This window comes from Pseudomonas baltica, assembly GCF_031880315.1.
Classification (GTDB): domain Bacteria; phylum Pseudomonadota; class Gammaproteobacteria; order Pseudomonadales; family Pseudomonadaceae; genus Aquipseudomonas.
On sequence record NZ_CP134771.1, the window covers coordinates 609525 to 631153 of the forward strand.

Consider the following 21629-nt stretch of genomic DNA (forward strand, 5'->3'; position numbering starts at 1 on the left):
TCACTTGCGACAAGGAACGAGCATGAGCGCAGATTCTCAGATTGAAACCCCCTTGGCCCACGCGACGCTGATCGATATCGACACGCTGCAACAGTGGCTGGACGACGGCGCCGAGCTGGCGTTCGTCGACATCCGCGAAGAAGGCCTGTTCGGCGAAGATCACCCGCTGCTGGCGATCAACGTGCCCTACAGCCTGCTGGAAACCGAGCTGCCTTCGCGGGTGCCGCGCCTGGGCACACGGATCGTGCTGCTGGCCGAGCACGATCGCCATGGCCAGCACGCCGCACAGCTGCTGGGCCAGTTGGGCTACAGCATCGTCCACGTGCTAGGTGGCGGCCTGCAGGCCTGGCAGCACGCCGGGCTGGCGACCTTTCAGGGCATCAATGTGCCGAGCAAGGCCTTCGCCGAATGCGTCGAGCACAGTCTGCACACCCCGGCCATCGCCCCGGACGCGCTGCAGCGCTTGATCATCGATGAAGCCGACTACGTGCTGCTCGACAGCCGCACCCTGGAGGAATACCAGCGCTTCCACGTCCCCACCGCCAAGGGCGTGCCGAGCGCCGAACTGCTGTACCGCTTCGATGACCTGGTGACGTCGCCAGACACCCTGGTGGTGGTCTCTTGCGCAGGCCGTACCCGCGGCATCGTCGGCGCGCAGACGTTGATCAACGCCGGGGTGCCTAACAAGGTGGTGGCGCTGGCCGGCGGCACCCAGGGCTGGCGCCTGGCCGGACTGTCGACGGTGAACAACGACTCGACCCGCTACTCGGGCTTGAGCGCCGGTGCCCGGCAACAGGCGATCCAGCGCGCCCACGCCTTGGCGGCGCGGCATGCCTTGAAGTTCATCGACGAGCAGACGCTCAGCCGCTGGCAGGCCGACGCCGAACGCACTACCTATGTGTTCGATGTGCGCAGCCGCGAGGAATTCGCCCACAGCCATCGCGCCGATGCCCGCCACGTGGCCGGCGGCCAGTTGGTGCAGGCGCTGGACCTGTGGGTAGGCACGCGCAATGCGCGCATCGTGCTCAACGACGAAGACGGCGTGCGCGCCATCACCACTGCCCATTGGCTGCAGCAACTGGGTTGGGAGGCCAGTGTGCTGATCGGCATCGCCGCCAACGCCATGCCGCGGCCACTGCCGCAAGCCGACTGGAGCGGCCTGGAGCACATCAATGCGCAGACCGCCGCGCAGTGGCTGAGCGAAGGCGCCGTGGCCTTGAGTGCCGACCGCAGTGGTGATTTCCAGCAGGCTCATCCCCAGGGGGCGCAGTGGGTCAACCGCTCGCGCTTACAGGCCCTGGCGGCACAGTTGCAAGGCGCCGAGCGGGTGCTGGTGTTTGCCGAAGCGCTCGAATTGGCTCGCGGCGTCGCGCGGGAACTGAGCCAGGCCGGCTTGCCGGTGTATGTGGTGAATGCCGGGGTGCGGGACTGGCAGGCGGCGGGCATCGAGGTGGTCGACGGGCCGCTGGAGGACGGGCTGCGGGTCGATTATCTGTTCTGGCTGCATGACCGCCATGAGGGCAATACCCAGGCCAGCGCGGCGTATATCGCCTGGGAAGAAGACCTGCCACGGCAGATCGGCGATCACGTCAATGGGCGGTTCCGGATCAAGTGATCCGGTGCCTGCTCCGACCCTGTAGCGAGGGGGCTTGCCCCCGCTGACAGTGTGTCAACCACATTGATTTATCTGACACACCGCGATCGGGGGCAAGCCCCCTCGCTACGGTGGTGTGCATTGATCCGGAGTCGCTTCATCGTGTTTAAAGCCTTGCTCAGTTCCATCGCCTTGTTCGCCTGTCTGGCCGGGCCGGCTGCAGCCGATACACCGCGCCCCGGCGGGACTCTGACGGCCATCGTGCAGCCCGAACCCACGGCGATGACCAGCGCCATCAACAACACCTATGCCAACGGCGTGGTCTCGAGCAATATCTTCGACGGCCTGGTGACCTACGACGCCCAGTTCAACCCGCAGCCGTCGCTGGCCACCGCCTGGGAAAACTCGGCCGATGGCCTGACCATCACCTTCCACCTGCGCCACGGCGTGAAGTGGCACGACGGCCAGCCGTTCACCGCCGCCGACGTCAAGTTCAGCCTCGAAGAAGTCTGGAAAAAACTCCACGCCCGCGGCCGCGTCACCTTCGCTGCCGTGCGCGAAGTCGACACCCCGGACGACTACACGGTGATCCTCAAGCTCGATCATCCTTCACCGGTAATCTTCAGCGCGGTCAACGCGGTGGAGGCACAAATCCTGCCCAAGCATCTGTATGCCGGCACCGATATCGCCAACAGCCCGTACAACGTCAAGCCCATCGGCACCGGCCCGTTCCGCTTCAAGGAGTGGCAGCGCGGGCAGTTCATCAGCTTGGAAAAGAACCCCGATTACTGGGACGCCGGCAAGCCGCTGGTGGACAAGCTGATCTTCCGGATCATCCCCGACGCGGCCTCGCGTGCCGCCGCGCTGGAGACCGGCGAGGTGCTGTATGCGCCGTACAACCCGGTGCCGCTGGCCGATGTGCAACGGCTCAAGGCGCTGCCGGACCTGGCCGTCGACACCCATGGCTACGAGTGGCAAGCGCCCTACTATTTCATCGAGTTCAACCTGCGCCGGCCCGAACTGGCCAACCTCAAGGTGCGCCAGGCCATCGCCCACGCCATCGATCGTCAGGGCCTGATCGATACCGTGTGGTACGGTTTCGGCAAGCCGGCGGACAGCCCGATCGTCTCGGCGGTGACGCGCTTCCATGCTCCGGACCTGCCGCAGTACGGCTTCGATCCGGCGCTGGCGGAAAAACTCCTCGACGAGGCCGGTTACCCACGCCGTGCCGACGGCGTGCGCTTCAAGATCACCCTCGATCACCAGCCGTTCAACGACACCTTCGCCAACACCGACGAGTACCTGCGCCAGAACCTCAAGCGCGTCGGCATCGACGCCACGGTGCGCAACCAGGACCTGCCGAGCTTCCTGCGCAAGGTCTACGGCGAGTATGACTACGACATCGATGGCGGGCAGTTCTCGGGCTACTCCGATCCGCAGATGGGCGTGCTGCGCCAGTACTGGTCGAAGACCGCCAAGGCCGGGATTCCGTGGGTCAACGCCTCCAACTATCACAGCGCGCAGATGGATCAGGTGATCGAGGCGCTGCAGGTGCAAGGCGATGGCCCGCAGCGGGTGGCCAGCTTTCATGAATTCCAGCGCATCGCCCAGACCGATCTGCCGGTGCTGCCGTTGTTCGAGATGCAGAATTTTTCGGTGTATTCCAAGCGCCTCGGTGGCATCTCGCAAGCTCCCGATGCGGCCTTGTCGTCGCTGAAGAACGTATGGATCAAGCCATGAAGGCACTGGAGCGTACCTGCAATATCGACGACCTGCGGCGCCTGGCCAAGCAGCGCCTGCCGCGCGGGGTGTACGAGTTCGTCGCCCGCGGCACCGAGGACGAAGTGGGCCTGGGGCACAACCGCACGGTGCTCGACAGCATCAAGATCAAGCCGCGGGTGCTCACCGATGTCAGCCGCCGCGACACCTCGACGACGCTGCTCGGCCGAGGGCAAAAACTGCCGCTGATCGTTGGCCCCACCGGCGCCGCCGGGCTGCTCTGGTACCAGGGCGAGGCGCAACTGGCGCGGGCTGCGGCGGCGGCCGGGGTGCCCTATGTGCTGGCGATGTCGTCGATCACGCCGCTGGAGGACGTGCGCGCGGCCTGCGATGGACAGCTGTGGTTCCAGCTGTACCTGTCGCCGGACCAGGAAATCAGCGATGGCATGATCGACCGCGCGCGGGCGGCCAGATTCGATGCGCTGGTGCTCACCGTAGACACCGTGGTGTCGCCCAACCGTGAATACAACTCGCGCAACGGCTTCAGCGTGCCGGTGACCGTCAACCGGCGCAATATCTTCGACTTCGTGCTTCATCCGCGCTGGACCCTTGGGGTGATCGGCCGCTACCTGGCCAATGGTGGCATGCCGCGTTTCGAAAACTATCCGCAGGGCATGCGCAACAGCGTGGCCGGGCGCCAGAAGCAGCGCTGGGCGCCGGTCAAGCGTGACGAGTCGGCGGACTGGCGCGCGGTCGCGCAGGTGCGCAAGCGCTGGTCCGGGCCGCTGATCGTCAAGGGCATCGGTTGCGTGGAGGATGCCTTGGCGGCGGCGCAGGCCGGGGCGGACGCGATCATTGTCTCCAACCACGGGGGGCGCAACGTCGACAGCGCGGTGAGCCCCGCGCAATTGCTGCCGCAGGTGGTGGCGGCCGTGGCTGGGCGTTGCCCGGTGTGGGTGGACAGCGGCTTTGTGCGCGGCAGCGATGTGTTCAAGGCACTGGCCCTGGGCGCCGAGGCAGTACTGCTCGGCCGCGCCACGCTGTACGGCCTGGCCGCCGGTGGCGAAGCGGGAGGCTTGCGCAGCTTGACGTTTTTCAAGGAGGAGCTGGACCGCTGCATGGCGTTTGCCGGCACGCCGGATCTGGCGGCAATCAACGCCCATTGCCTGCAGGATTTCGGCTTGGTTTATCGATGATGGCGATCATTACCCCCCTTCGCAGGCAAGCTTTGCTGCCACAGGTGTACCGCTTAATCCTGTGGGAGCGAGGCTTGCCCGCGAAGGGGCCCTTGCTGTCTGCACAACACCCCCTTGCACAAGGAGTAGCACATGTCACAGATCAACCTGGCCTGGGGCCGTCCGCCCAGCGCTGACTATGTAGCGCTGGCCGAACGTTTTCGGCCGATCTTCCAGCGCATTCGCACCGGCGCCGTCAGCCGCGACTTCGAACGACGCCTGCCCACCGAAGAGATCCACTGGCTGCGCGAGGCCGGCTTCACCGCTTTGCCTATTCCCCCAGCCATGGCGGCAGTGGTATCCGTATCAGCGAATTGTTCGCCCTGCTGGTCGAGCTGGGGGAAGCCGATTCCAACGTGGTGCAATCGCTGCGCGCGCACATGAGCTTCGTCGAGAACCTGCTGTACGGCGTCGACAGCCCGCGCCGCGAGCGCTGGCTGACGCGGATCGGCGCAGGTGCCATCATTGGGGTGAGTGATTGAAACCACCATCCTGTAGCGAGGGGGTGGTGCCGTTGTTCAGATGGCGGCGAAGCCGCGTTGCAGGTCGGCAGTCAGCGAGGTCACGTCTTCCAGGCCGATATGCAGCCGCACGACCGCGCCCTGCGTAGCCACCGGATAGTGCCGGTCGCCCAGATCGGCGAGGGTCACCAGACTCTCATAGCCACCCCATGAAGCCCCCAGCCCGAACACCTGCAGCGCATCGATAAACGCCTCGGCCCGAGCCAGCCCCGGCTCGGCGAATTCGAACGACAGCAAGCCATTGCTGCCCGCGCAGTCACGCTTCCACAGCTCATGCCCCGGATGGGAGGCCAGCGCCGGATGAAACACCCGGGCCACCTCCGGCCGCGACTGCAGCCACTGAGCCACTTCCAGCCCCTGACGCTCATGCACCTCCATGCGACTGGCCAGGGTTCGTGCGCCGCGCAGCACCAGCCAGGCATCGTCCGGGCTCACAGTGTTGCCGAAGGTATCGCTCATGCGCGACAACGGCGCAAAGGCCCCCTCAAGCGTGCACACGCTGCCCATCACCACATCGCTGTGGCCAGCCAGGTACTTGGTCAAGGCCATGATCGAGATGTCGGCACCCAGTTGCAGCGGCTGGTACAGGTAGCCGCTGCCCCAGGTGTTGTCCACTGCCAACAGGGCCTTGTTGGCCTTGCACAGCGCCGCGATCGCCGGCAGGTCGGCCAGCTCATAGAGCAACGAGCCCGGCGACTCGGCATAGACCATCCGCGTATTGGCCTTGAACGCCGCCGCCAGCCCCTGCCCGTCGGCACGGTAATAATCGACCTCGATGCCGAACGGCAGCAGGAAATCCCTGGCCAGGCGCCGTACCGGACCATACACGCCGTCGGTGATCAACAGGTGGTCACCGGGGCGCAGATACGCCAGGAAGGTCTGCGCAATGGCTGCCAGGCCCGTGGCGAACAGCTTGGTGCGATGGCCGCCCTCGAGATCGGTAACCAGGTCCTCCAGCGCATAGGCCGTGGGATTGCCTCGGGCGCCATAGCTGAGCACCCGCTCGTGGTCACGCCTGGCGCGGGCATCACGCATCTGCGCCAGGTTGTCGAACAGCACCGTGCTCAAACGCACCAGCGGCGGGTTGACCCCTTGCGCGCCGGCGCCGCGCGGTCCACGACCGCCATGGATCAAACGAGTACGCAAGGGTTGCTCATGCATGCTGCACCCCGGTAACGGCTTGCAACGGCGTGAAGCTGGCGATTTCCTGGGCAGTCATCTGCGCGATGAGGCCGGTTTCCCAGGCCAGATATTGGCGGGCCGCCTCTTTGTTGCCGGCATGCCGGTCGTGGACGAAAAACAGGAAGTCGATGCACTGAGCATCGGCCAACGACAAGTCGTTTTCGACCTGCGGCAGGTCCAGTCTTTGCCAATCGACCAGCACCGAGGTGCGCTGGCGCTGCGCCGCAGGCAGCTCACGCGCGGCCAATTGCGCCACCTGCGGGTCGTCGGCGACCAGCACCAATGGCCGCGTCTCATCAGCGACCTGCTCCGCCAGCAGTGGACGAATCGACCACTGCGCGCCCTGCAAATGAGCCTTGCGATAAAGCGTGCTCGGGCGCAGATCGATGATCCGCGCAGCGCTTAGCTCGGCGGTCGTGGCAATCGGCAGATCAACCGCGACGCCCGCTGCGCTCGGCAGCACCAGCCCGCTGTCGAGGCCACCTTCGAGCACATAGACTTCATGCCCCAACTGCCGCAGCCAGCTGGCGACCACCGGAACGCGTACGCCATCGCTGTCGAACAGCACGATCCGGGCCTTGCGCACCCCGACGTAAAGGTCGGTGCCTTGAATCAACTGCCCACCCGGCGTGTGCTGAGCACCCGCAAGGCTGCCCGCTGCGAATTCTTCCGGCGTGCGCACGTCGCCCAGAAACAGGCTGCGCTGGTCATCATCGGCCCACTGACGAACCTGCTCGGCCGTCACCCACTGCACCCCGGTCTGCTCGCCCAGTTGGCGCGAGCGCTGCAGCTGTTCGGCGGTCACCGGGCCGCGTGACGGATAGTGCTGCTGGTTGCCATGCTCCAGCGTCTGATCGGCCAGGAACCAGCCCTGGGTGCCGTTTTCCAGCGCATAGATGGGGTTCTTGATACCGAGGTTGAGCAGCGTCTGCGCGCCGATGATGCTGCGGGTCCGGCCGGCGCAATTGATGACGATCGGCGTGTGTTCGTCACTCACCAGATCCTCGAGGCGATAGCTCAGTTCGCCGTTCGGGCAGCACACCGCGCCCGGGATGTTCATCTTGCGAAACTCGTCCAGCGGCCGACCGTCGAGCACCACCAGCGCGCTGCCTTGCTGCTGCCATTGCAACAGCTGTGGCGCGGTCACTCGCGGGGTATCGCAGGCATGTTCGACGATTTCGCCAAAGGCCTTGGAGGGCAGGTGCACGCCCGCGAACAACTGATTGCCGGCGGCTTGCCAACCGTCTGCGCCGCCCTCCAGCGCCCAGGTATTGCGATAGCCGAGGTTGGCCAGGCGCGCCAACGCCAATTGCGCCAGCGCACCGCCGTCCTGGTCGTAGACCACCAGCCGCACATTGGGGTTGGGGGCCAGGCGTGGCACCTCGATTTCGAGCCGACTGTAGGGCAGATTGACGCCGTAGAACAGATGGGCTTCGCCGTACTGGCCGTGCTCGCGCACGTCGAACAGGGCGATTTCCTGTCCGTCGAACAGCCATTGCTTGAGTTGCGCGGATGTGAGGGTCTGGCTCATGAAAGTACCGTCGAAACTGAATGGAAAAAACCGTTACTCGAGGATCAACGAGCGCTCGCCCGCCGCCACGCTGGCGCCGCTGGCATAGGCGCGCTGCACCGCCGGACGCGCCTTGAGGCGTTCGCGCCAGGCATGAATGTGCGGATACGCGGCCAGCTCGATGCCTTGGCGCGTCGGCTGGATCCACGGGAAGATGGCCATATCGGCGATGGAGTACTCACCCGCCACGAATGGCTGCTCGGCCAGGCGTCGCTCGAGCACGCCGTACAAGCGCTTGGCCTCGCCTTGCAGCAGGTCGAGGGCAAAGGGAATCGGCTCCGGGGCTTTCTCGAGGAACACCTGCAACTGGCTCAGATACGGGGTCACATGCCCGACCTGCCAGAACAACCACTCCTGCACGCGCTGGCGCTCGACGCTGCCTGCGGGCGGCAGAAAGCGCCCGGCCCGATCGGCCAGGTAGTTGAGAATGGCCCCCGACTCGAACAGGCTCAGGGGTTCGCCTGCGGCCGCATGATCGACGATGGCCGGAATGCGGCCGTTGGCGCTGATGCGCTGGAAGCTCTCCAGGCGCTGCTCGCCGGTGCGGATATTGACCGGGATCAGACGGTAGTCGGCGCCCAGTTCTTCGAGCAGGATGCCGATCTTCAGGCCATTGGCAGTGGGCCAGTAGTAGAGATCGATCACAGTCCGTAGGCCTCGATCGAGGGGGTCATCTGCGACTTGTTGTAGAGCACCACGGCGCCGTCGGCCTTGACCCCGTAACGGTTTTCCAACGACTCCAGCGGGCGCCCGTACAGATGGAAATGCAGGGTCGCGTGCTCGCCATCGACACGAATGCCGTGCAGGTCTTCACCGAGGAAAGAGATCGAGGTGCCGGGCTGCACGATGACTTTCTGCTCCAGCTGCAGATCGGCGCGGGTCGGGTCGCTGCCGTCGTCGGCGCGGCGGAACACTTCATTGAGTTCCTGGCCTTCGATGGCGACGATCACGGCCCAGGTCTCGTGGTTGTGGGGGATGGTGCTCTTGCCCGGCAGCAGCGAGTTGACATATAGGGTCGGGGTCTCGCCGTCATCGTTGAGGCGGTAGCGGAACTGCGTGGTGCCTTGAGCTTCGGTGGGCGCCGGGAAGCGCTCGAAGTTGAACAGCTCGCGGCGCTCGGCCAGGCCTTCGAGCAGGCTGACGATCTCTTTCAGCGCTTCGCGGTCGACGCCGCGCTGGTGGATCACACGGATTTTTTCGAGGAACGATTGCACAACGGAATCAGCGGACATGATGAGGTCTCTTCTCAGGCTGTTGGTTGGAAACGCACGGTTAAACCGAAATGCTGTAGCGGCTCAGGTTGCTGAACACATCCGGGCCGGGCTTGGCGTGGCGACGGCCACTCTCGCCCAAGGCATGCCGCAGGAATTCCTGGGTGCGCTCGTTTTGCGGGTATTGGAAAATCTGCTCGGCGCTGCCTGATTCGGTGATCAGGCCGTTTTCGGTGAAATACACCACGTCGCTGATTTCTTCGGCGAAGCGCATCTCGTGGGTGACCAGCACGCAGGTCATGCCCTCTTCGGTGAGCTCGCGGATCACGGTGAGCACTTCTCCAACGGTCTCTGGGTCCAGCGCCGAGGTGACTTCGTCGAACAGGATCAGCTCCGGGCGCATGGCCAGGGCGCGAGCGATCGCCACCCGCTGCTGCTGACCGCCGGACAACTGCCCGGGGTAGGCATCGGCCTTGTGCTCCATGCGCACCTTGGCCAGCAATTGCCGGGCTTCGCGCTCGGCATCGGCGCGGTTGCGGCCGAGCACCTTGCGCGGGGCGATCACCAGGTTCTCGAGTACCGAGAGGTGCGGGAACAGGTTGTATTGCTGGAACACAAAACCGACACGCTTGCGCAGGCTGATGAACTCGGCCTCGCTGCTCAAGCCGTGCACTGCGGTGTCGGCGACCCGCAAGGTACCCGCCTGGGGGCGCAGCAACCCGGTGATGCAGCGCAGGATGGTCGACTTGCCCGAGCCCGACGGGCCGATGATCGACACCGCCTGACCACGCTCGACATCCAGGTCGATGCCTTTGAGCACGCGGTTGTCGCCGAACGCCAGTTGCACATCGCGCAGGCTGATCAGGGGTTCAGAAGGCATAACGGCGCTCCAGGCGTTGGGTCAGTCGGGAAATCGGATAGCAATAAGCAAAAAACAGCGCCAGCAGACTGAAGTAGATCAGCACCGTGAAGCCGGTGAGGTTGACGGTGTTGCTGGCGATCTGCGCGGTGTCGATCAGGTCGTGCACGCCCACCAGCGACGACAGCGCAGTGCCCATGGTGACCACCGCGTAGAGGTTCATCCACGGCGGCAGCATGCGCTTGAAGCACTGCGGCAGGATGATCGAGCGAAAGATCTGACCGCGATCGAAGGCCAGCGAGCGCGCGGCTTCCCACTGGGTGCTGGGGATCGAAGCGATGGCGCCACGGAAGATCTCCGCCACGTTGGCACTGGCCGGCAGTGCCAGGCCGACGGTGACCTTGAGCCAATCCGGGAACGGCAGGTAGTGGCCGCCGACATGGATCTCGAACGGGAACACGTAGGTGGTGAAGTAGATCAGCACCAGCCAGGGCGCGTTGCGAAACACCTGCACCCACACTTTCGCGGCCCAGCGCAGCGGCTTGAGCGGCGACATCGCCAGCGCGCCGATCAACAACCCGGCCAGGGTGCCCAGGCCGATGGCGGTGATGCTGATCAGGATGTTCTGCAGCAGGCCGATGCCGAGTGCAGGCGACCATTGCCACAGCGCGGCGAACACTTCAGTGACCATAGCCAGGCATCCTCAGGCGTGTTTCAAGGGCACGGCCGACACAGTTGACCACGAAGCTCAGCAAGCCGAAGAAGGCCAGCAGCAGGATCATCAGCTCGATGACGTTGTCGCTCTGGGTCCAGATCATGATCGAGGCGTAGGTGACGTCGTTGACGGCGATGGCCGAGGCCACGGCGGTCATCTTCACCAGGTCGATCAGGTTGTTGACCAGCGCCGGCAAGGCGAAGCGCAGCGCCAACGGCAGTTGCACGTTCCACAGCAACTGGCGGCGATCGAAGGCCAGCGAGCTGGCGGCTTCGAGGGTCACAGCGGGCACCGCTTCGATACCCGCCCGCAGGGATTCGGCGTGGAAGGCGCCCTTGTGCAGAGAGATGACGATCACCACCCAGGCGAACGGCGTCAGCGGGTTGGCCGCGCCCACGGCCTGGGTCAGCAGCATGTTGAGGACCAGGAAAGCGCAATACAGCTGCACCAGGGTCGGGGTGTTGCGGGTGATCTCGATGAACACCCGCGCCGGCACTGCCAGCCAGCGGCGGCCACTGGTCAGTGCTGCCGCCAGGCCGATACCGACCAGCAGGCTGCCGATGATGGTCAGCAGGCACAGCCACAGCGAGGTGACCGCGCCGTCCAGCAACGTGCCGCGCTGATAGGCGTCGAGCAGGAACTGGTAATTGAGGCCGAGCTTGGCGGCCCCATCGACGAACCCTTGCATCATGCAGCGGCCCCGCGCGGCTTGAGTCTGGCGCAGGCGCTGGCAATGCGTTTGCCGGCTTCGGCAACACTGTCGGTGGCGGTCGCTATGGACAATCGGAACCACGGCGACAGGCCGTAGGCGCTGCCAGCCACGGCGGCCACGCCCTCCTCCAGCAACCAGTCGACCAGATCGTTGTCGCTGTCGATAACCTGTCCGCCCGGCGTGCTGCGGCCGATCAGGTCAGCGCAACGCATAAACACAAAGAATCCACCTTCGGGCTCGAGCACTTGCAGGCCTTCGACGTCGCTCAGCGCCTGCACCAGCAGATCACGGCGTTCGCGGTAGGCGGCCACCTGTGGCTGGAGAAACGCCAGGCCGCCTTCGAAGGCGGCCAGTGCGGCGGCCTGGCCAACCGACGAAGCCCCTGATGCCGACTGCGACTGCACCACGGCCATGGCCTGGACGAGTTTTTGCGGGCCGGCACCGAAGCCTATGCGCCAGCCGGTCATGGCGTAGGTCTTGGAGACGCCACCGACCAACAGGCTGCGCGCCTTCAAATCAGGCGCTACGTTGAGCAGGTTGAGGGGCTGGCCGCCATCGAAGCGAATGTGTTCGTAGAGCTCATCCAGCAGCACCAGCACCTGCGGATGACGGCGCAGCACCACCGCCAGTGCTTCTAGCTCCGCAGCGCTGTACACGGCGCCGCTGGGGTTGCTCGGGCTGTTGAGGATCAGCCAGCGGGTGCGCGGCCCGATCGCCGCTTCGAGCTGCGCCGGGGTGAGTTTGCAGCCATGCTCGAGCGGGCATTCCAGCAGGATCGGGACGCCGCCGTTGAAGCGCACGCTGTCCGGGAAGGTCGGCCAGTACGGCACCGGCACCAGGACTTCGTCGCCGTCGTCCAGGGTGGCAGCGAAGGCGTTGAAGATGATGCCTTTGGCGCCGTTGGCGACGACGATCTGCCCCAGCTCGTAGGCCAGGCGGTTCTCGTCCTGCAACTTGCGCTGGATGGCCAGGCGCAGGGCTTTCACGCCCGGCGTCGCGGTGTATTTGGTGGCGCCGCGCTCGATGGCCGCGTAGGCCGCCTGCTTGATGTGCTCGGGGGTGTCGAAATCCGGCTCGCCGGTGGTCAGGTCGAGAATGTCGCGACCCGCTTCACGCAATTCGGTGACCCGCGATTTGGCCGCGGCATTGGCCGACAGCGAGACGCGTTGCACGCGTTGGGACAGTTGCAGACTCATGAGGCCTCCAGCGGCAGGACCTTGCCGGGGTTGAGCAGATTGTGGGGATCGAGGGCCTGCTTGATGCGACGCATCAGGTTGAGCTCTACCTGGCTTTTGTAGCGTGGCAGCAGGTCGCGCTTGCGCTGGCCGACGCCGTGCTCGGCGCTGATCGAACCGCCAAAGGCGTGGGCGCTGTCGTGCACGAGCTGGCTGAGCGCGGCGTAATGCACCATGTGCTCGGCGACGCTGGAGGTCAGCGGGTGAGCGACGTTGTAGTGCAGGTTGCCGTCGCCCAGATGGCCGAAGGTGAAATTGCGCACGCCGGGGAAGTGCTGCTGCAGCACGGCGTCGGTGTGCTCGACGAACTCATTGATGCGCGAAACCGGCAGCGAGATGTCGTGCTTCATGTTGCGCCCGGCGCGGGCCTGGGCTTCGCTCATGTTTTCGCGCAGCTGCCACATGGCTTCGCTCTGGGCCAGGCTCTGGGCGATGACCGCGTCTTCGATCAATTGGCTTTCCAGCGCGCTGCCGAGCACCGCTTCAAACAGGGCGCGGGCGCTGTCCTCGGCTTGCGGGTGGGACAGCTCGATCAAGGCGTACCAAGGCTGCGCGCGTTCACCGAACGGCAGCACCGACTCGGGAAACTGCTGTTGCAGCAGGGTCAGGCACGCTGCCGAGAGCAATTCGAAGGCGGTCAGGCTGGCGCCGAAGCCGCCGCGCGCATGGGACAGAAAACCCACGGCGGCGGCCAAGGTAGGGAAAGCGACGAATGCGGTGCAGCGCGATTCGGGCAGCGGAAACAGCTTCAGCGTTGCTGCAGTGATGATGCCCAGGGTGCCTTCGCTGCCGATGTACAGGTCGCGCAGGTCGTAGCCGGTGTTGTCTTTGCGCAGCCCGCGCAGGCCGTGCCAGATCTCGCCTTCGGCGGTGACCACTTCCAGGCCCAACGTCAGCTCGCGGGTGTTGCCATAGCGCAGCACCCCGGTGCCACCGGCGTTGGTGCCGAGGTTGCCACCGATGGTGCAGCTGCCTTCGGCGCCCAGGCTCAAGGGGAACAGGCGCCCTACGTTGCGTGCGGCGGTCTGCACGTTGGCGAGAATGCAGCCGGCTTCGACGGTGAGGGTGTCGTTGTCGGTGTCCACGTCGCGCACGCGGTTCATGCGGTCAAGCAACAACAGCACCGAGCGACCGCTGTCGTCGGGGGTCGCGCCGGCCATCAAGCCGGTGTTGCCGCCCTGCACCACCACCGGCGCCGAATAGGCCGCACAGGCGCGGACCACGGCGGCAACCTCTTCTGTGGAGCCAGGGTGAACGATGGCGGCGACGCGGCCGTGGTATTGGCGATGCTTGTCGCTCAGGACCGCCAGGCTGCTGTCGTCGGCTTGCACGTAACGCTCGCCGAGCAACGCCTGCAGGGTGGCGAACAAGCTCATTGCGCGGCGGCCTGCAATGGCGCCGCGTCTTTGTACTTTTCGTGCAGGGCCAGCAGCGCGGCGGAGGGGTGCATGCCGGTGCGGTTGCCCAGTTCTATCAACCAGCCGGAGCGGTGCCAGTCACGCACGATGGCGTCGATGCGCGCCTGGGTATCGTGCTCGCCCTTGCGCACCCAGATCACCGAATCGGACGGGATCAGATCGGTGGGCAGCGGGATTTCGTAGTCGGCCCATTCGGCGTTATCCAGCAAGCCGTGCATGGTCGGGCTGACGTGCACCGCGGCTACGCAACCATTGCCACGCAGCGACAGCAGCGACTCGGACTGACTGCGGAAAGCCTTGATCTGCGCGCCGTACTGCTGTTGCAGCGGCTCGATGAAGTTGCTGCCCTGGGACACGCACACCGGCTTGCCCTTGAGGTCGGCCCAGCTCTTGATGCCGGCGCCCTTGCGGATGATCGCCGCGCCGCCGACCTGTTCGTACGGGGTCGGCACGTAGTCGAGAATCTGCGCGCGCTCGTCGGTGTACTGCATGTTGGCGATCAGCACGTCGACCTTGCCCTGCTGCAGGAACTGCACGCGGTTGGGCGCCAGCACCGAGACGGTTTCGGTGGCCACGCCCAGGCGCTTGCCCAGCTCTTTGGCCAGCTCGACGTTGTAGCCTTCCTGTTCGCGGGTCTGCGGGTTGATGGTGCCAAACGGCGCGCCGGTGAGCATCACGCCCACGCTGATCTGGTGGCGTTGCTGGATCTTGTCGAGGGTGGCATCGGCGTGGGCGACGCCCAGGCTGAGGCTGCAGAGCACCGCGAGGGTGGCGGCGATTGGGGTTTTCATCATCAGGTCCTTATCGGAGTATTCAGGCGCCTTCGGCGCTCAGCTCTTTATGCAGCTTGACCAGCGTTGGCGAGGCCGGGCTGATGTGGTTGCTGCTCTCGTGCTCGATCAGCCAACCGCTGCGGTGCCAGCCTTTGACGATGGGGTCGAGGCGCGCCTGGGTGTCGGTTTCGCCGAGGCGGGTCCAGATCACCGAAGGCGCCGGATTGAGTTCCGGGGTAATCGCGCGGTAGCCCTGCCATTCATCGCCACGGGCCAGCAATGGGTTGATCAACGTGGCGTCGTGCACGGCGGCAACGCAGTTGTTGCCGCGAAAGGCCAGCAGCGACTCGGCGGAGCCTTTGAAGGCTTTGGGCTCGCCGCCCAGCTGGGTGATTGCCGGGATGTAGCTGCTGCCTTGGGAGATGCACACCGGCTGGCCCTTGAGGTCGGCCCAGGCGTGGTAAGGGCTGTCGGCGCGCACCAGCGCCGTGCCGCCCACGGTGTAGAACGGGGTGGCCACGTGGCCGAGGATCTTGTCGCGCTCGGCGGTCCATTCCATGTTGGCGATCAGCAGGTCGACCTTGCCCTGCTGCAGGAATTGCACGCGGTTGGCAGGCAGTACCGAGACCAGCTCGACCTCGACGCCCAGCTGGCGAGCCAGATCGTTGGCCATGTCGACGTTCAGGCCGACCGGTTTCTGCGTGCTGGGGTCGATGGCGCCGAACGGGCCGCCGGACAGCAGCACGCCGATCACCACTTTGTGGCGCTCCTGGATCTTGTCCAGCGTAGCATCTGCATGGGCTGTCGCGCAGACGCTCAGCGTGGCGGCAGCGACCAGAGCACTCAGTACCTGAACACGAGCCTTGAACAGTAGCGACATGGTGAACTCCCCTTCCCTGCCGCAAAAGGCGGCGCAATGGTGGGGCATGCTAGGGAGTTGGCGGGGCGGAAGGAAATTCAAATATCTAATATTGTTATAACTTTAAAGTCAGCCGGGCGTATCCGTCGGGCGCCTGACCTAGAAACATTGGGCTTCAGGTTTACGAGGATGGGGCTTTACATCCAAATACATAATGATTTTTAATGTTTTATCGTTGAATGCTTAAGCGTTGCGGACTTCTTTGCAAGGCTCGCTCCCACAGTGCCGACAGGTCCAGCGTCATGCACCTGTGGGAGCAAGGCTTGCGCGCGAAGAGGCCCTCAAGATCGCCCCACCTGGACCCTGCCAATGACCCAATCCACCCTGGAACTCGAGCTCCTGCGCACCTTCGTCGCCGTGGCCGACCAAGCCAGTTTCGGCGCCGCCGGGCGACAACTGGGGCGCACGCAATCGTCCGTGACCCAGCACATGCAGCGCCTGGAGCAGCAAGCCGGCGTCAGCCTGTTCCACAAACAAGGCCGGCAAAAAGCCCTCACCGACGGCGGCCGCCAACTGCTGCGCCACGCCCGGCAGATGCTCGCCCTCAACGACGACATCCTTGACCGCCTGCGGGACAACAGCCTGAGCGGCATGCTGCGCATCGGCTCGCCCCACGACATCGCCGACACCATCCTGCCGCCGATCCTCAGCCACATCGCCCGCTCGGCGCCGAACCTGCGCCTGGAAATCGACGTCGGCCGCAGCCCGTTCCTGATGGACGATCTGCACCGCGGCAAAGTCGACATGATCATCTCGACCCGCACCGACCCGACCCTGCAAGGCTTCGCCCTGCGCACCTCGCCGGTGTGGTGGATCTGCGCGGCGCAGTATCAGCACGATCCCTCGCAACCGCTGCCGCTGGTGGTGGTGGATGAACCGAGCATCTTCCGCCGGGTGGCGCTGGAGGCCTTGGAAGCGCACAACATCCCGTGGCGCCAGGCCTATCTGGCCTCCAACCTGATCGGCATCAAGGCGGCGGTGCGGGCAGGGCTGGGGGTCACCGCGCGGAGCATGGAAATGGTCGGCCCGGACATGCGCGTGCTGGGTGAAAGCGATGGATTGCCGCGGCTGCCGGATGTGACGTATTACCTGTGGGTGCGGCGTAACGCGGTGAATCCGTTGGTGCAGAAGGCTTATGAGCTGATCCGGACGAGTCAGGGGTTGTGAGGGCTTTTCGCGAGCAAGCTTTACTCCCACGGTGCTAGCCGATCTTGAGTCGCACACCTGTGAGAGCAAGGCTGCGCGTTCGGCGGCGAAGACGCCATCCGCATCACCCCCCCCTACCCCCAACCGTTAGCCTCGTCGATAAAGTGCATCACCGCACTCGAACGCTCATCGATACGGGAAATCAACGACAGCTCACTGACCATCTCCGGCTGAGGCAGCTCGATGAAATGCACCCCCGGCATGCTCAATTGAGCCAAGGTCTGGGGCACGATGCTGATGCCGATCCCCGCCGCTACCAGCCCGGGAATGCTCATCAGCGACGGCACGTGAAGGATGTCCTGCGGGTGCAATTGATACGGACGGCACGCTTGCAGGGTATGGGACGTCAGGCCGATACCCGTCGGGTCCTGCAGGAACACGAAGCGCTCGTTGCGCAGGCTCGCCAGTTCACCATTGAAGCCGGCCATCAGTCCGTGATTGTCCGGCACCAGCAGCACCAGCGGGCACTGGCTGAAGCTGTGGGTGCGCAGGCGCTCGGGCAGGTGGTCCTTGAATACCCGAGCGAAGCCCAGGTCCAGGTCGTGGCCGAGCAACTGCTCGAACTGCGTGCGGATACCGGCATCTACCAGCGATACCTTCACGCCGGGGAACGCGGTGAAGTAATGGCGCAGCAACTGCGGCAGGTTCGGCTCCAGCAGCGCCGAGTGGTAGCCAAGCTTGATCTCCCCCACTTCGCCACGCCGTGCCTGCCGCGCCGCCGCCACCGCCAGATCGCTCGATGCAATGGCTCGGCGGGCATGGGGTGCGAAGGCATGGCCAGCTGCGGTGAGTATCACTCCGCGGTTCTGACGTTTGAACAACACCAGCCCCAGCTCGTGCTCCAGGGTGCGAATCAACTGGCTGAGCGCCGGCTGCGCGATGCCCAGCTGCTCGGCGGCACGGCTGAAATGCTGGAGCTCGGCCGCTGCGACGAAGGCCTTGAGGTGTCGTAATTCCATGGCACTCCGCCATAAGGTGAACTTATCGATTTGTCGGGTTTTCGATAATTATCTTCTACTCCCGCAGGCGTACTGTCTACCCAGGTCGACAGCCCGCCCGGTGCGGCTATCGTCACCTTCATAACAACAATAACGAGGCCCAGCATGAGCACTTCGTCTGCAACGCCGCACGACTCGCGCATGTCGCGCAAGGCCGTGACAGCCGCCACCCTCGGCACCGCCTTGGAGTGGTTCGACTTCACCCTCTATGGCGCCGTGTCGGCGACCATTCTGCCCAAGCTGTTCTTCCCGGCCATGGAGCCCACCGCCGGGCTGCTGGCCTCATTGGCGACCTTCGGCGTGGGCCTCGCGGCGCGGCCACTGGGGGCGATCACCTGCGGCTACCTGGGCGACAAGCTGGGCCGCCGGCGCCTGATGCTCGCCACCGTGACATTGATGGGGCTGGCCTCGGTAATGATGGGCCTGCTGCCCACCTACAACCAGGTCGGGGTGTGGGCACCCATCTTGCTGGTGGTGTTGCGCATCATCCAAGGCTTCGCCCTGGGCGGTGAATCCACCGGCGCACAGTTGATGGCGCTTGAGCACGCCGCCCCCGATCGCCGCGGTCGCTATTCGGGGCTGCTGGGCATCTGCTCGCCTTTGAGCCAGATCCTTGCCAACGCCGTATTGCTCACCCTGGCCGGATTGCTCAGCGCCGAGCAGTTCGAGAGCTTCGGTTGGCGCATCCCCTTCGTGATGAGTTTCGTGCTGGTGCTGGTGGCGATCTTCATCCGTCTCAAGGTCGATGAAACGCCCGCCTTCGTCGCGTTGAAACAGACCCCGGTGAAAAAGGAACGCAGCCCGCTCAAAGCGGCGCTGGGCAGCCATCGCAAGGCCATCCTGCGGCTGATGTTGTTCTTCTGCTCGCCGGCGGCGCTGTTCTACCTGATCGTGATTTTCACCCTCAGCTACCTCACCAAACACTTGGGCCTGAGCCAGTCGCTGGGCTTCAGCGCGCTGATGGTCGCCAATCTCTGCGCCATCGTCGGCGCCCTGGCTGGCGGTTACCTGTCGGACCGCTGGGGCCGGCGCAAGGCGTTGATGCTGGGATCGATCATGACCCTGGCGATCATGCTGGTGTACTTCCCGATCCTCGATACCCGCAACACCTTCGCCATCATGGCGATCATGGGCCTGTTCCTCGGCTTTACGCAGTTCCAGAGCGGGATCCAGCCAGTGGCTTTCGCCGAAGCCTTCCCCACTCAGGTGCGGTATTCCGGCTCGGCGCTGGCCTACACCGGCGCCAACCTGCTGGTCGGCGGGCCGATGCCGATGGTCGCCGTATGGCTGATGAGCCAATCGGGCAACTCGCCCTGGCCGCTGGTAGGCCTGTGCGCGGTGATCAACCTGGTATCCCTGGCGATGATCGCCATCGGCCCGGAAACCCGCGGTGTCGATCTGGATCACGTCACCGAAACGGCACCCGCCAGCCCCCAGAACCTCTCCACCCCCACACTCGTCGAGCAGCCATGATGAAAACCGTGTACATCCTCAACGGCCCCAACCTCAATACCCTCGGTCGCCGCGAGCCGCACATCTACGGGCACACCACCTTGGCGCAGATCCAGCAGCTGTGCGAGCGCACGGCCGACGGCCTGGACCTGACGTGCGAGTTTCGCCAGACCAATCACGAAGGGGTGATGGTCGACTGGATTCAGGAGGCGTTCGACTGCGGGGCGGCGCTGATCATCAATCCGGCGGGGCTGTCGTTTCATTCGATTCCGGTGCTGGATGCGTTGAAGCTGATCGAAGCGCCGGTGGTGGAACTGCATTTGTCGAATATCCATGCGCGGGATGAACTGCATCGGCATTCGATCATGTCGACGGTGGTGGATGGGGTGATTTGCGGGCTGGGGGCCAAGGGGTATGGCTTGGCGTTGCAGGCGGTGGCGGGGTTGCTGGAGGGGGACTGAGTAGCGGGTCGCTGGTGGCATGGGCCAAGCCACCCTTATAGAAATCCAGACCTCCATGGCTGAACCTTCAGCGATGCGGTACTCCCGTATCGCCGCAGGAACGGTGTTGCTCAGGCCGCAGGCAATTGCGGCGGCTTCATCAAATACTCCCCCATCTCTTCAGCAGCTTCATCCGCCAACACCCCCACGACTACCGTAATCCCCGCGTCGCGAAGAATCTCGATCCCCGCTCCCGAGTTCCTCGGATCAGGGTCAAGCATCGCCACCACCACTCGATCGACGCCGCTCTCGACCAGCGCCTCCGCGCACGAGGGCGTGCGGCCATGAAAGGCGCAGGGCTCAAGCGTGACGAACGCAGTCACCCCGTAACAATCGTCAGGCAGCCGACTCAACGCCATGGCTTCGGCATGATGTTGCCCGGGTGGCTGGGTGAACCCTTGGCTGAGCACGGCATCGTCCTTCACCAGCACGCAGCCCACCGGTGGATTGGGCAGGCACCCTGGCAAGGCCAGGCGGCCTTGGGCCAGGGCGAGACGCATGAAGTCGATATCGGTGGAACGGGTCATATTCAGCTCACTGGTAAATACGGCCGACAAGCGCTACTGGCTTGTGGCTAAGGCGTGCATCATGACAGGCGCAGCAACTTTTCTGAATGAAAGGATTCAGGGCCGGGTCTCAAGCACTAGCGGCGCCGCCCCGGTACCGCCCTGCAAGGACACCGTGCATGAACCTGCCCCTGAACGTCGTCGCCATCATGAAAGCCAAGCCTGGCAAGGAAGCGCAGTTGCACACCTTGCTGCAAGCAGCCCTGCCCCATTTCCAGCAGGAACCCGGCTGCCAGGCTTACGCACTGCTTACCGATCTCGAGGACCCGACCCGCTTCGTGTCCTACGAAAGCTGGGACGACGAGGCGGCGCTGCAAGCCCACATGAAGGCCCCGACCTTGACCAACGCCATGCCGGCGCTGGAAAAGATCCTCGCCGAGCCCATGCAGCAAATCCGCCTGAATCAATTTCCAGGCAGCACCGTTTGACTGCGCTGCTCCTGTAGCGAGGAGGCTTGCCCCCGCTTAGCGACGCTGGGGGATTCTCGCGGGCGCCCCCCTCGCACCAGGCGTCAGGCGTTGCGCTGTTTGACCAGGCCTTCGAGGGTGATGCGCGTTTGCGCTACCAGCAAATCGCGCACCCGTTCCATGCGCTCACGGTCGATGCTGTCCCATTCCAGCGCCTTCAGGACCTTGCGCCGCAGCACGCGAAACGCCATGGCCTGGCTGTTGATGGCGAAGGTGCGGATGATGGTTTCCTCGTGCTTGGCCGGCATGCCGGTCAAGCGGCCGATGATCGCGCAGGTCACCTCACCGATACGTTGATGCACCGAGTTGTCAATGCGCTCGAACGCGGGCGCCGGCCCGAGCTCGGCGTGCTCGCGTGCCATGAACTGGCGCCAGCTGGTCGACTGCGGGGTGTCGTGAATGAACGAAAAAAAACAGCCAAGAATGCGCAGGTGCGCGTCGATCAAGTGCGCGTCATCGACTTCGTCAGCGCTCAGCAGCGCCTCGGCTGCCTCGACCGGCACCGCCACCTGCAGCCACACGCGCTTGAGAATGTACTCGATGCAAGCAACGTAAACGCCCTCTTTGTTATCGAAGTAGTACTGCAGCGCCGGGGCATTGACCCCCGCTGCTGCAGCGATCTCGCGGGTGGAGGCTCCTTCGTAACCGCGCTCGCCGAAAATGCCCAAGGCCGCCTCGATGATGCGCTCGCGGGTCTCTTCACCGCGCTGGTAGCCGCCTTCAGCGGCGGGTTTATGTCGTGCCATGGGGAAGTTCTTCCTGAATTTGGATGAGGCG

General features: G+C 64.7%; 22 protein-coding genes. 8 read left to right on the plus strand and 14 right to left on the minus strand.

Annotated features, from left to right (window positions below; translation table 11 throughout):
* Positions 1-22 precede the first annotated feature (22 nt).
* The 4 genes from REH34_RS02770 to REH34_RS02785 all read left to right on the plus strand — a co-directional run bounded on the left by REH34_RS02770 (position 23) and on the right by REH34_RS02785 (position 4932).
* The gene (locus REH34_RS02770) at positions 23-1615 is read left to right on the plus strand and encodes a rhodanese-like domain-containing protein (RefSeq protein WP_311970657.1); all 1593 of its coding nucleotides are present in this window, start codon (positions 23-25) and stop codon (positions 1613-1615) included.
* 141 nt (positions 1616-1756) lie between these two features.
* Positions 1757-3334 carry an ABC transporter substrate-binding protein gene (locus REH34_RS02775; protein ID WP_311970658.1) on the plus strand — a complete coding sequence of 526 codons (1578 nt, stop codon included), beginning with the start codon at positions 1757-1759 and terminating at the stop codon, positions 3332-3334.
* A complete protein-coding gene (locus tag REH34_RS02780) occupies positions 3331-4509 on the plus strand; it encodes an alpha-hydroxy acid oxidase (RefSeq protein ID WP_311970659.1) in 1179 nt (392 codons plus the stop codon). The genes REH34_RS02775 and REH34_RS02780 overlap by 4 nt, the downstream gene beginning before the upstream one ends.
* A gap of 132 nt (positions 4510-4641) precedes the next feature.
* Positions 4642-4932 carry a hypothetical protein gene (locus REH34_RS02785; RefSeq protein ID WP_311970660.1) on the plus strand — a complete coding sequence of 97 codons (291 nt, stop codon included), beginning with the start codon at positions 4642-4644 and terminating at the stop codon, positions 4930-4932.
* Between the two features lie 134 nt (positions 4933-5066).
* Here the strand turns inward: REH34_RS02785 and metC are convergent, their stop codons facing one another.
* Genes metC through REH34_RS02835 form a run of 11 tightly spaced genes read right to left on the minus strand, consistent with a single transcriptional unit; the run spans position 5067 to position 15624 of the window.
* Positions 5067-6215, minus strand: coding sequence for a cystathionine beta-lyase (metC, locus tag REH34_RS30090; protein ID WP_409373233.1), 1149 nt, complete (start codon positions 6213-6215; stop codon positions 5067-5069).
* Positions 6216-6222: 7 nt separating this feature from the next.
* Entirely contained in the window at positions 6223-7782 is a 1560-nt protein-coding gene (locus tag REH34_RS30095; RefSeq protein WP_409373234.1) for a rhodanese-like domain-containing protein, read from the minus strand.
* 33 nt (positions 7783-7815) lie between these two features.
* Positions 7816-8466, minus strand: a complete 651-nt coding sequence (locus REH34_RS02795; protein WP_311970661.1) for a glutathione S-transferase C-terminal domain-containing protein — start codon at positions 8464-8466, stop codon at positions 7816-7818.
* A complete protein-coding gene (locus tag REH34_RS02800; RefSeq protein WP_311970662.1) occupies positions 8463-9053 on the minus strand; it encodes a cysteine dioxygenase in 591 nt (196 codons plus the stop codon). The genes REH34_RS02795 and REH34_RS02800 overlap by 4 nt, the downstream gene beginning before the upstream one ends.
* 40 nt (positions 9054-9093) lie before the next feature.
* Positions 9094-9912, minus strand: coding sequence for an amino acid ABC transporter ATP-binding protein (locus REH34_RS02805; RefSeq protein WP_226504725.1), 819 nt, complete (start codon positions 9910-9912; stop codon positions 9094-9096).
* Positions 9902-10582 carry an amino acid ABC transporter permease gene (locus REH34_RS02810; protein WP_226504726.1) on the minus strand — a complete coding sequence of 227 codons (681 nt, stop codon included), beginning with the start codon at positions 10580-10582 and terminating at the stop codon, positions 9902-9904. Before REH34_RS02810 ends, REH34_RS02805 begins: the two co-directional genes overlap by 11 nt.
* Positions 10572-11297: an amino acid ABC transporter permease gene (locus tag REH34_RS02815; protein ID WP_311970663.1), complete on the minus strand. Its 726-nt coding sequence runs from the start codon at positions 11295-11297 to the stop codon at positions 10572-10574. Before REH34_RS02815 ends, REH34_RS02810 begins: the two co-directional genes overlap by 11 nt.
* Entirely contained in the window at positions 11294-12514 is a 1221-nt protein-coding gene (locus tag REH34_RS02820; protein ID WP_311970664.1) for an aminotransferase class I/II-fold pyridoxal phosphate-dependent enzyme, read from the minus strand. The genes REH34_RS02815 and REH34_RS02820 overlap by 4 nt, the downstream gene beginning before the upstream one ends.
* Entirely contained in the window at positions 12511-13929 is a 1419-nt protein-coding gene (locus REH34_RS02825) for an FAD-binding oxidoreductase (RefSeq protein ID WP_311970665.1), read from the minus strand. Before REH34_RS02825 ends, REH34_RS02820 begins: the two co-directional genes overlap by 4 nt.
* Complete coding sequence (locus tag REH34_RS02830; RefSeq protein WP_226504730.1) at positions 13926-14762, minus strand: transporter substrate-binding domain-containing protein; 837 nt, start codon at positions 14760-14762, stop codon at positions 13926-13928. The genes REH34_RS02825 and REH34_RS02830 overlap by 4 nt, the downstream gene beginning before the upstream one ends.
* 22 nt (positions 14763-14784) lie before the next feature.
* Positions 14785-15624 (minus strand): transporter substrate-binding domain-containing protein, encoded by an 840-nt coding sequence (locus tag REH34_RS02835; RefSeq protein ID WP_311970667.1) that lies wholly within the window; start codon positions 15622-15624, stop codon positions 14785-14787.
* Positions 15625-15972: 348 nt separating this feature from the next.
* Between REH34_RS02835 and REH34_RS02840 the strand changes: the two genes are divergently transcribed.
* Positions 15973-16830, plus strand: coding sequence for a LysR substrate-binding domain-containing protein (locus REH34_RS02840; RefSeq protein ID WP_311970668.1), 858 nt, complete (start codon positions 15973-15975; stop codon positions 16828-16830).
* Between the two features lie 113 nt (positions 16831-16943).
* On the opposite strand, the gene REH34_RS02845 is transcribed toward REH34_RS02840, so the two are convergent.
* Positions 16944-17828, minus strand: coding sequence for a LysR family transcriptional regulator (locus REH34_RS02845; protein ID WP_311970669.1), 885 nt, complete (start codon positions 17826-17828; stop codon positions 16944-16946).
* 144 nt (positions 17829-17972) lie between these two features.
* Here REH34_RS02845 and REH34_RS02850 point away from each other — a divergent pair, with 144 nt between their 5' ends.
* On the plus strand, positions 17973-19340 hold the full coding sequence (locus REH34_RS02850; protein ID WP_311970670.1) for an MFS transporter: 1368 nt from the start codon (positions 17973-17975) through the stop codon (positions 19338-19340).
* Positions 19337-19780, plus strand: coding sequence for a type II 3-dehydroquinate dehydratase (locus tag REH34_RS02855; protein ID WP_226504735.1), 444 nt, complete (start codon positions 19337-19339; stop codon positions 19778-19780). Before REH34_RS02850 ends, REH34_RS02855 begins: the two co-directional genes overlap by 4 nt.
* A 110-nt stretch (positions 19781-19890) precedes the next feature.
* On the opposite strand, the gene REH34_RS02860 is transcribed toward REH34_RS02855, so the two are convergent.
* Positions 19891-20346, minus strand: coding sequence for a bifunctional diaminohydroxyphosphoribosylaminopyrimidine deaminase/5-amino-6-(5-phosphoribosylamino)uracil reductase RibD (locus tag REH34_RS02860; RefSeq protein WP_311970671.1), 456 nt, complete (start codon positions 20344-20346; stop codon positions 19891-19893).
* Between the two features lie 158 nt (positions 20347-20504).
* On the opposite strand from REH34_RS02860, the gene REH34_RS02865 reads away from it, so the two are divergent.
* Positions 20505-20813 carry a putative quinol monooxygenase gene (locus REH34_RS02865; protein WP_311970672.1) on the plus strand — a complete coding sequence of 103 codons (309 nt, stop codon included), beginning with the start codon at positions 20505-20507 and terminating at the stop codon, positions 20811-20813.
* Positions 20814-20896: 83 nt separating this feature from the next.
* On the opposite strand, the gene REH34_RS02870 is transcribed toward REH34_RS02865, so the two are convergent.
* Positions 20897-21598, minus strand: coding sequence for a CerR family C-terminal domain-containing protein (locus REH34_RS02870; RefSeq protein WP_311970673.1), 702 nt, complete (start codon positions 21596-21598; stop codon positions 20897-20899).
* Positions 21599-21629: the final 31 nt, after the last annotated feature.

Coding starts and splice junctions, on each gene's coding strand:
- REH34_RS02800 (WP_311970662.1), bottom strand. CDS start 9,053: ATGTCCGCTGATTCCGTTGTGCAATCGTTCCTCGAAAAAATCCGTGTG.
- REH34_RS02820 (WP_311970664.1), bottom strand. CDS start 12,514: ATGAGTCTGCAACTGTCCCAACGCGTGCAACGCGTCTCGCTGTCGGCC.
- REH34_RS02850 (WP_311970670.1), top strand. CDS start 17,973: ATGAGCACTTCGTCTGCAACGCCGCACGACTCGCGCATGTCGCGCAAG.
- REH34_RS02830 (WP_226504730.1), bottom strand. CDS start 14,762: ATGAAAACCCCAATCGCCGCCACCCTCGCGGTGCTCTGCAGCCTCAGC.
- REH34_RS02860 (WP_311970671.1), bottom strand. CDS start 20,346: ATGACCCGTTCCACCGATATCGACTTCATGCGTCTCGCCCTGGCCCAA.
- REH34_RS02810 (WP_226504726.1), bottom strand. CDS start 10,582: ATGGTCACTGAAGTGTTCGCCGCGCTGTGGCAATGGTCGCCTGCACTC.
- REH34_RS02780 (WP_311970659.1), top strand. CDS start 3,331: ATGAAGGCACTGGAGCGTACCTGCAATATCGACGACCTGCGGCGCCTG.
- REH34_RS02770 (WP_311970657.1), top strand. CDS start 23: ATGAGCGCAGATTCTCAGATTGAAACCCCCTTGGCCCACGCGACGCTG.
- REH34_RS02815 (WP_311970663.1), bottom strand. CDS start 11,297: ATGATGCAAGGGTTCGTCGATGGGGCCGCCAAGCTCGGCCTCAATTAC.
- REH34_RS02785 (WP_311970660.1), top strand. CDS start 4,642: ATGTCACAGATCAACCTGGCCTGGGGCCGTCCGCCCAGCGCTGACTAT.
- REH34_RS02870 (WP_311970673.1), bottom strand. CDS start 21,598: ATGGCACGACATAAACCCGCCGCTGAAGGCGGCTACCAGCGCGGTGAA.
- REH34_RS02865 (WP_311970672.1), top strand. CDS start 20,505: ATGAACCTGCCCCTGAACGTCGTCGCCATCATGAAAGCCAAGCCTGGC.
- REH34_RS02825 (WP_311970665.1), bottom strand. CDS start 13,929: ATGAGCTTGTTCGCCACCCTGCAGGCGTTGCTCGGCGAGCGTTACGTG.
- REH34_RS02855 (WP_226504735.1), top strand. CDS start 19,337: ATGATGAAAACCGTGTACATCCTCAACGGCCCCAACCTCAATACCCTC.
- REH34_RS02845 (WP_311970669.1), bottom strand. CDS start 17,828: ATGGAATTACGACACCTCAAGGCCTTCGTCGCAGCGGCCGAGCTCCAG.
- REH34_RS30095 (WP_409373234.1), bottom strand. CDS start 7,782: ATGAGCCAGACCCTCACATCCGCGCAACTCAAGCAATGGCTGTTCGAC.
- REH34_RS02805 (WP_226504725.1), bottom strand. CDS start 9,912: ATGCCTTCTGAACCCCTGATCAGCCTGCGCGATGTGCAACTGGCGTTC.
- REH34_RS02835 (WP_311970667.1), bottom strand. CDS start 15,624: ATGTCGCTACTGTTCAAGGCTCGTGTTCAGGTACTGAGTGCTCTGGTC.
- REH34_RS02840 (WP_311970668.1), top strand. CDS start 15,973: ATGACCCAATCCACCCTGGAACTCGAGCTCCTGCGCACCTTCGTCGCC.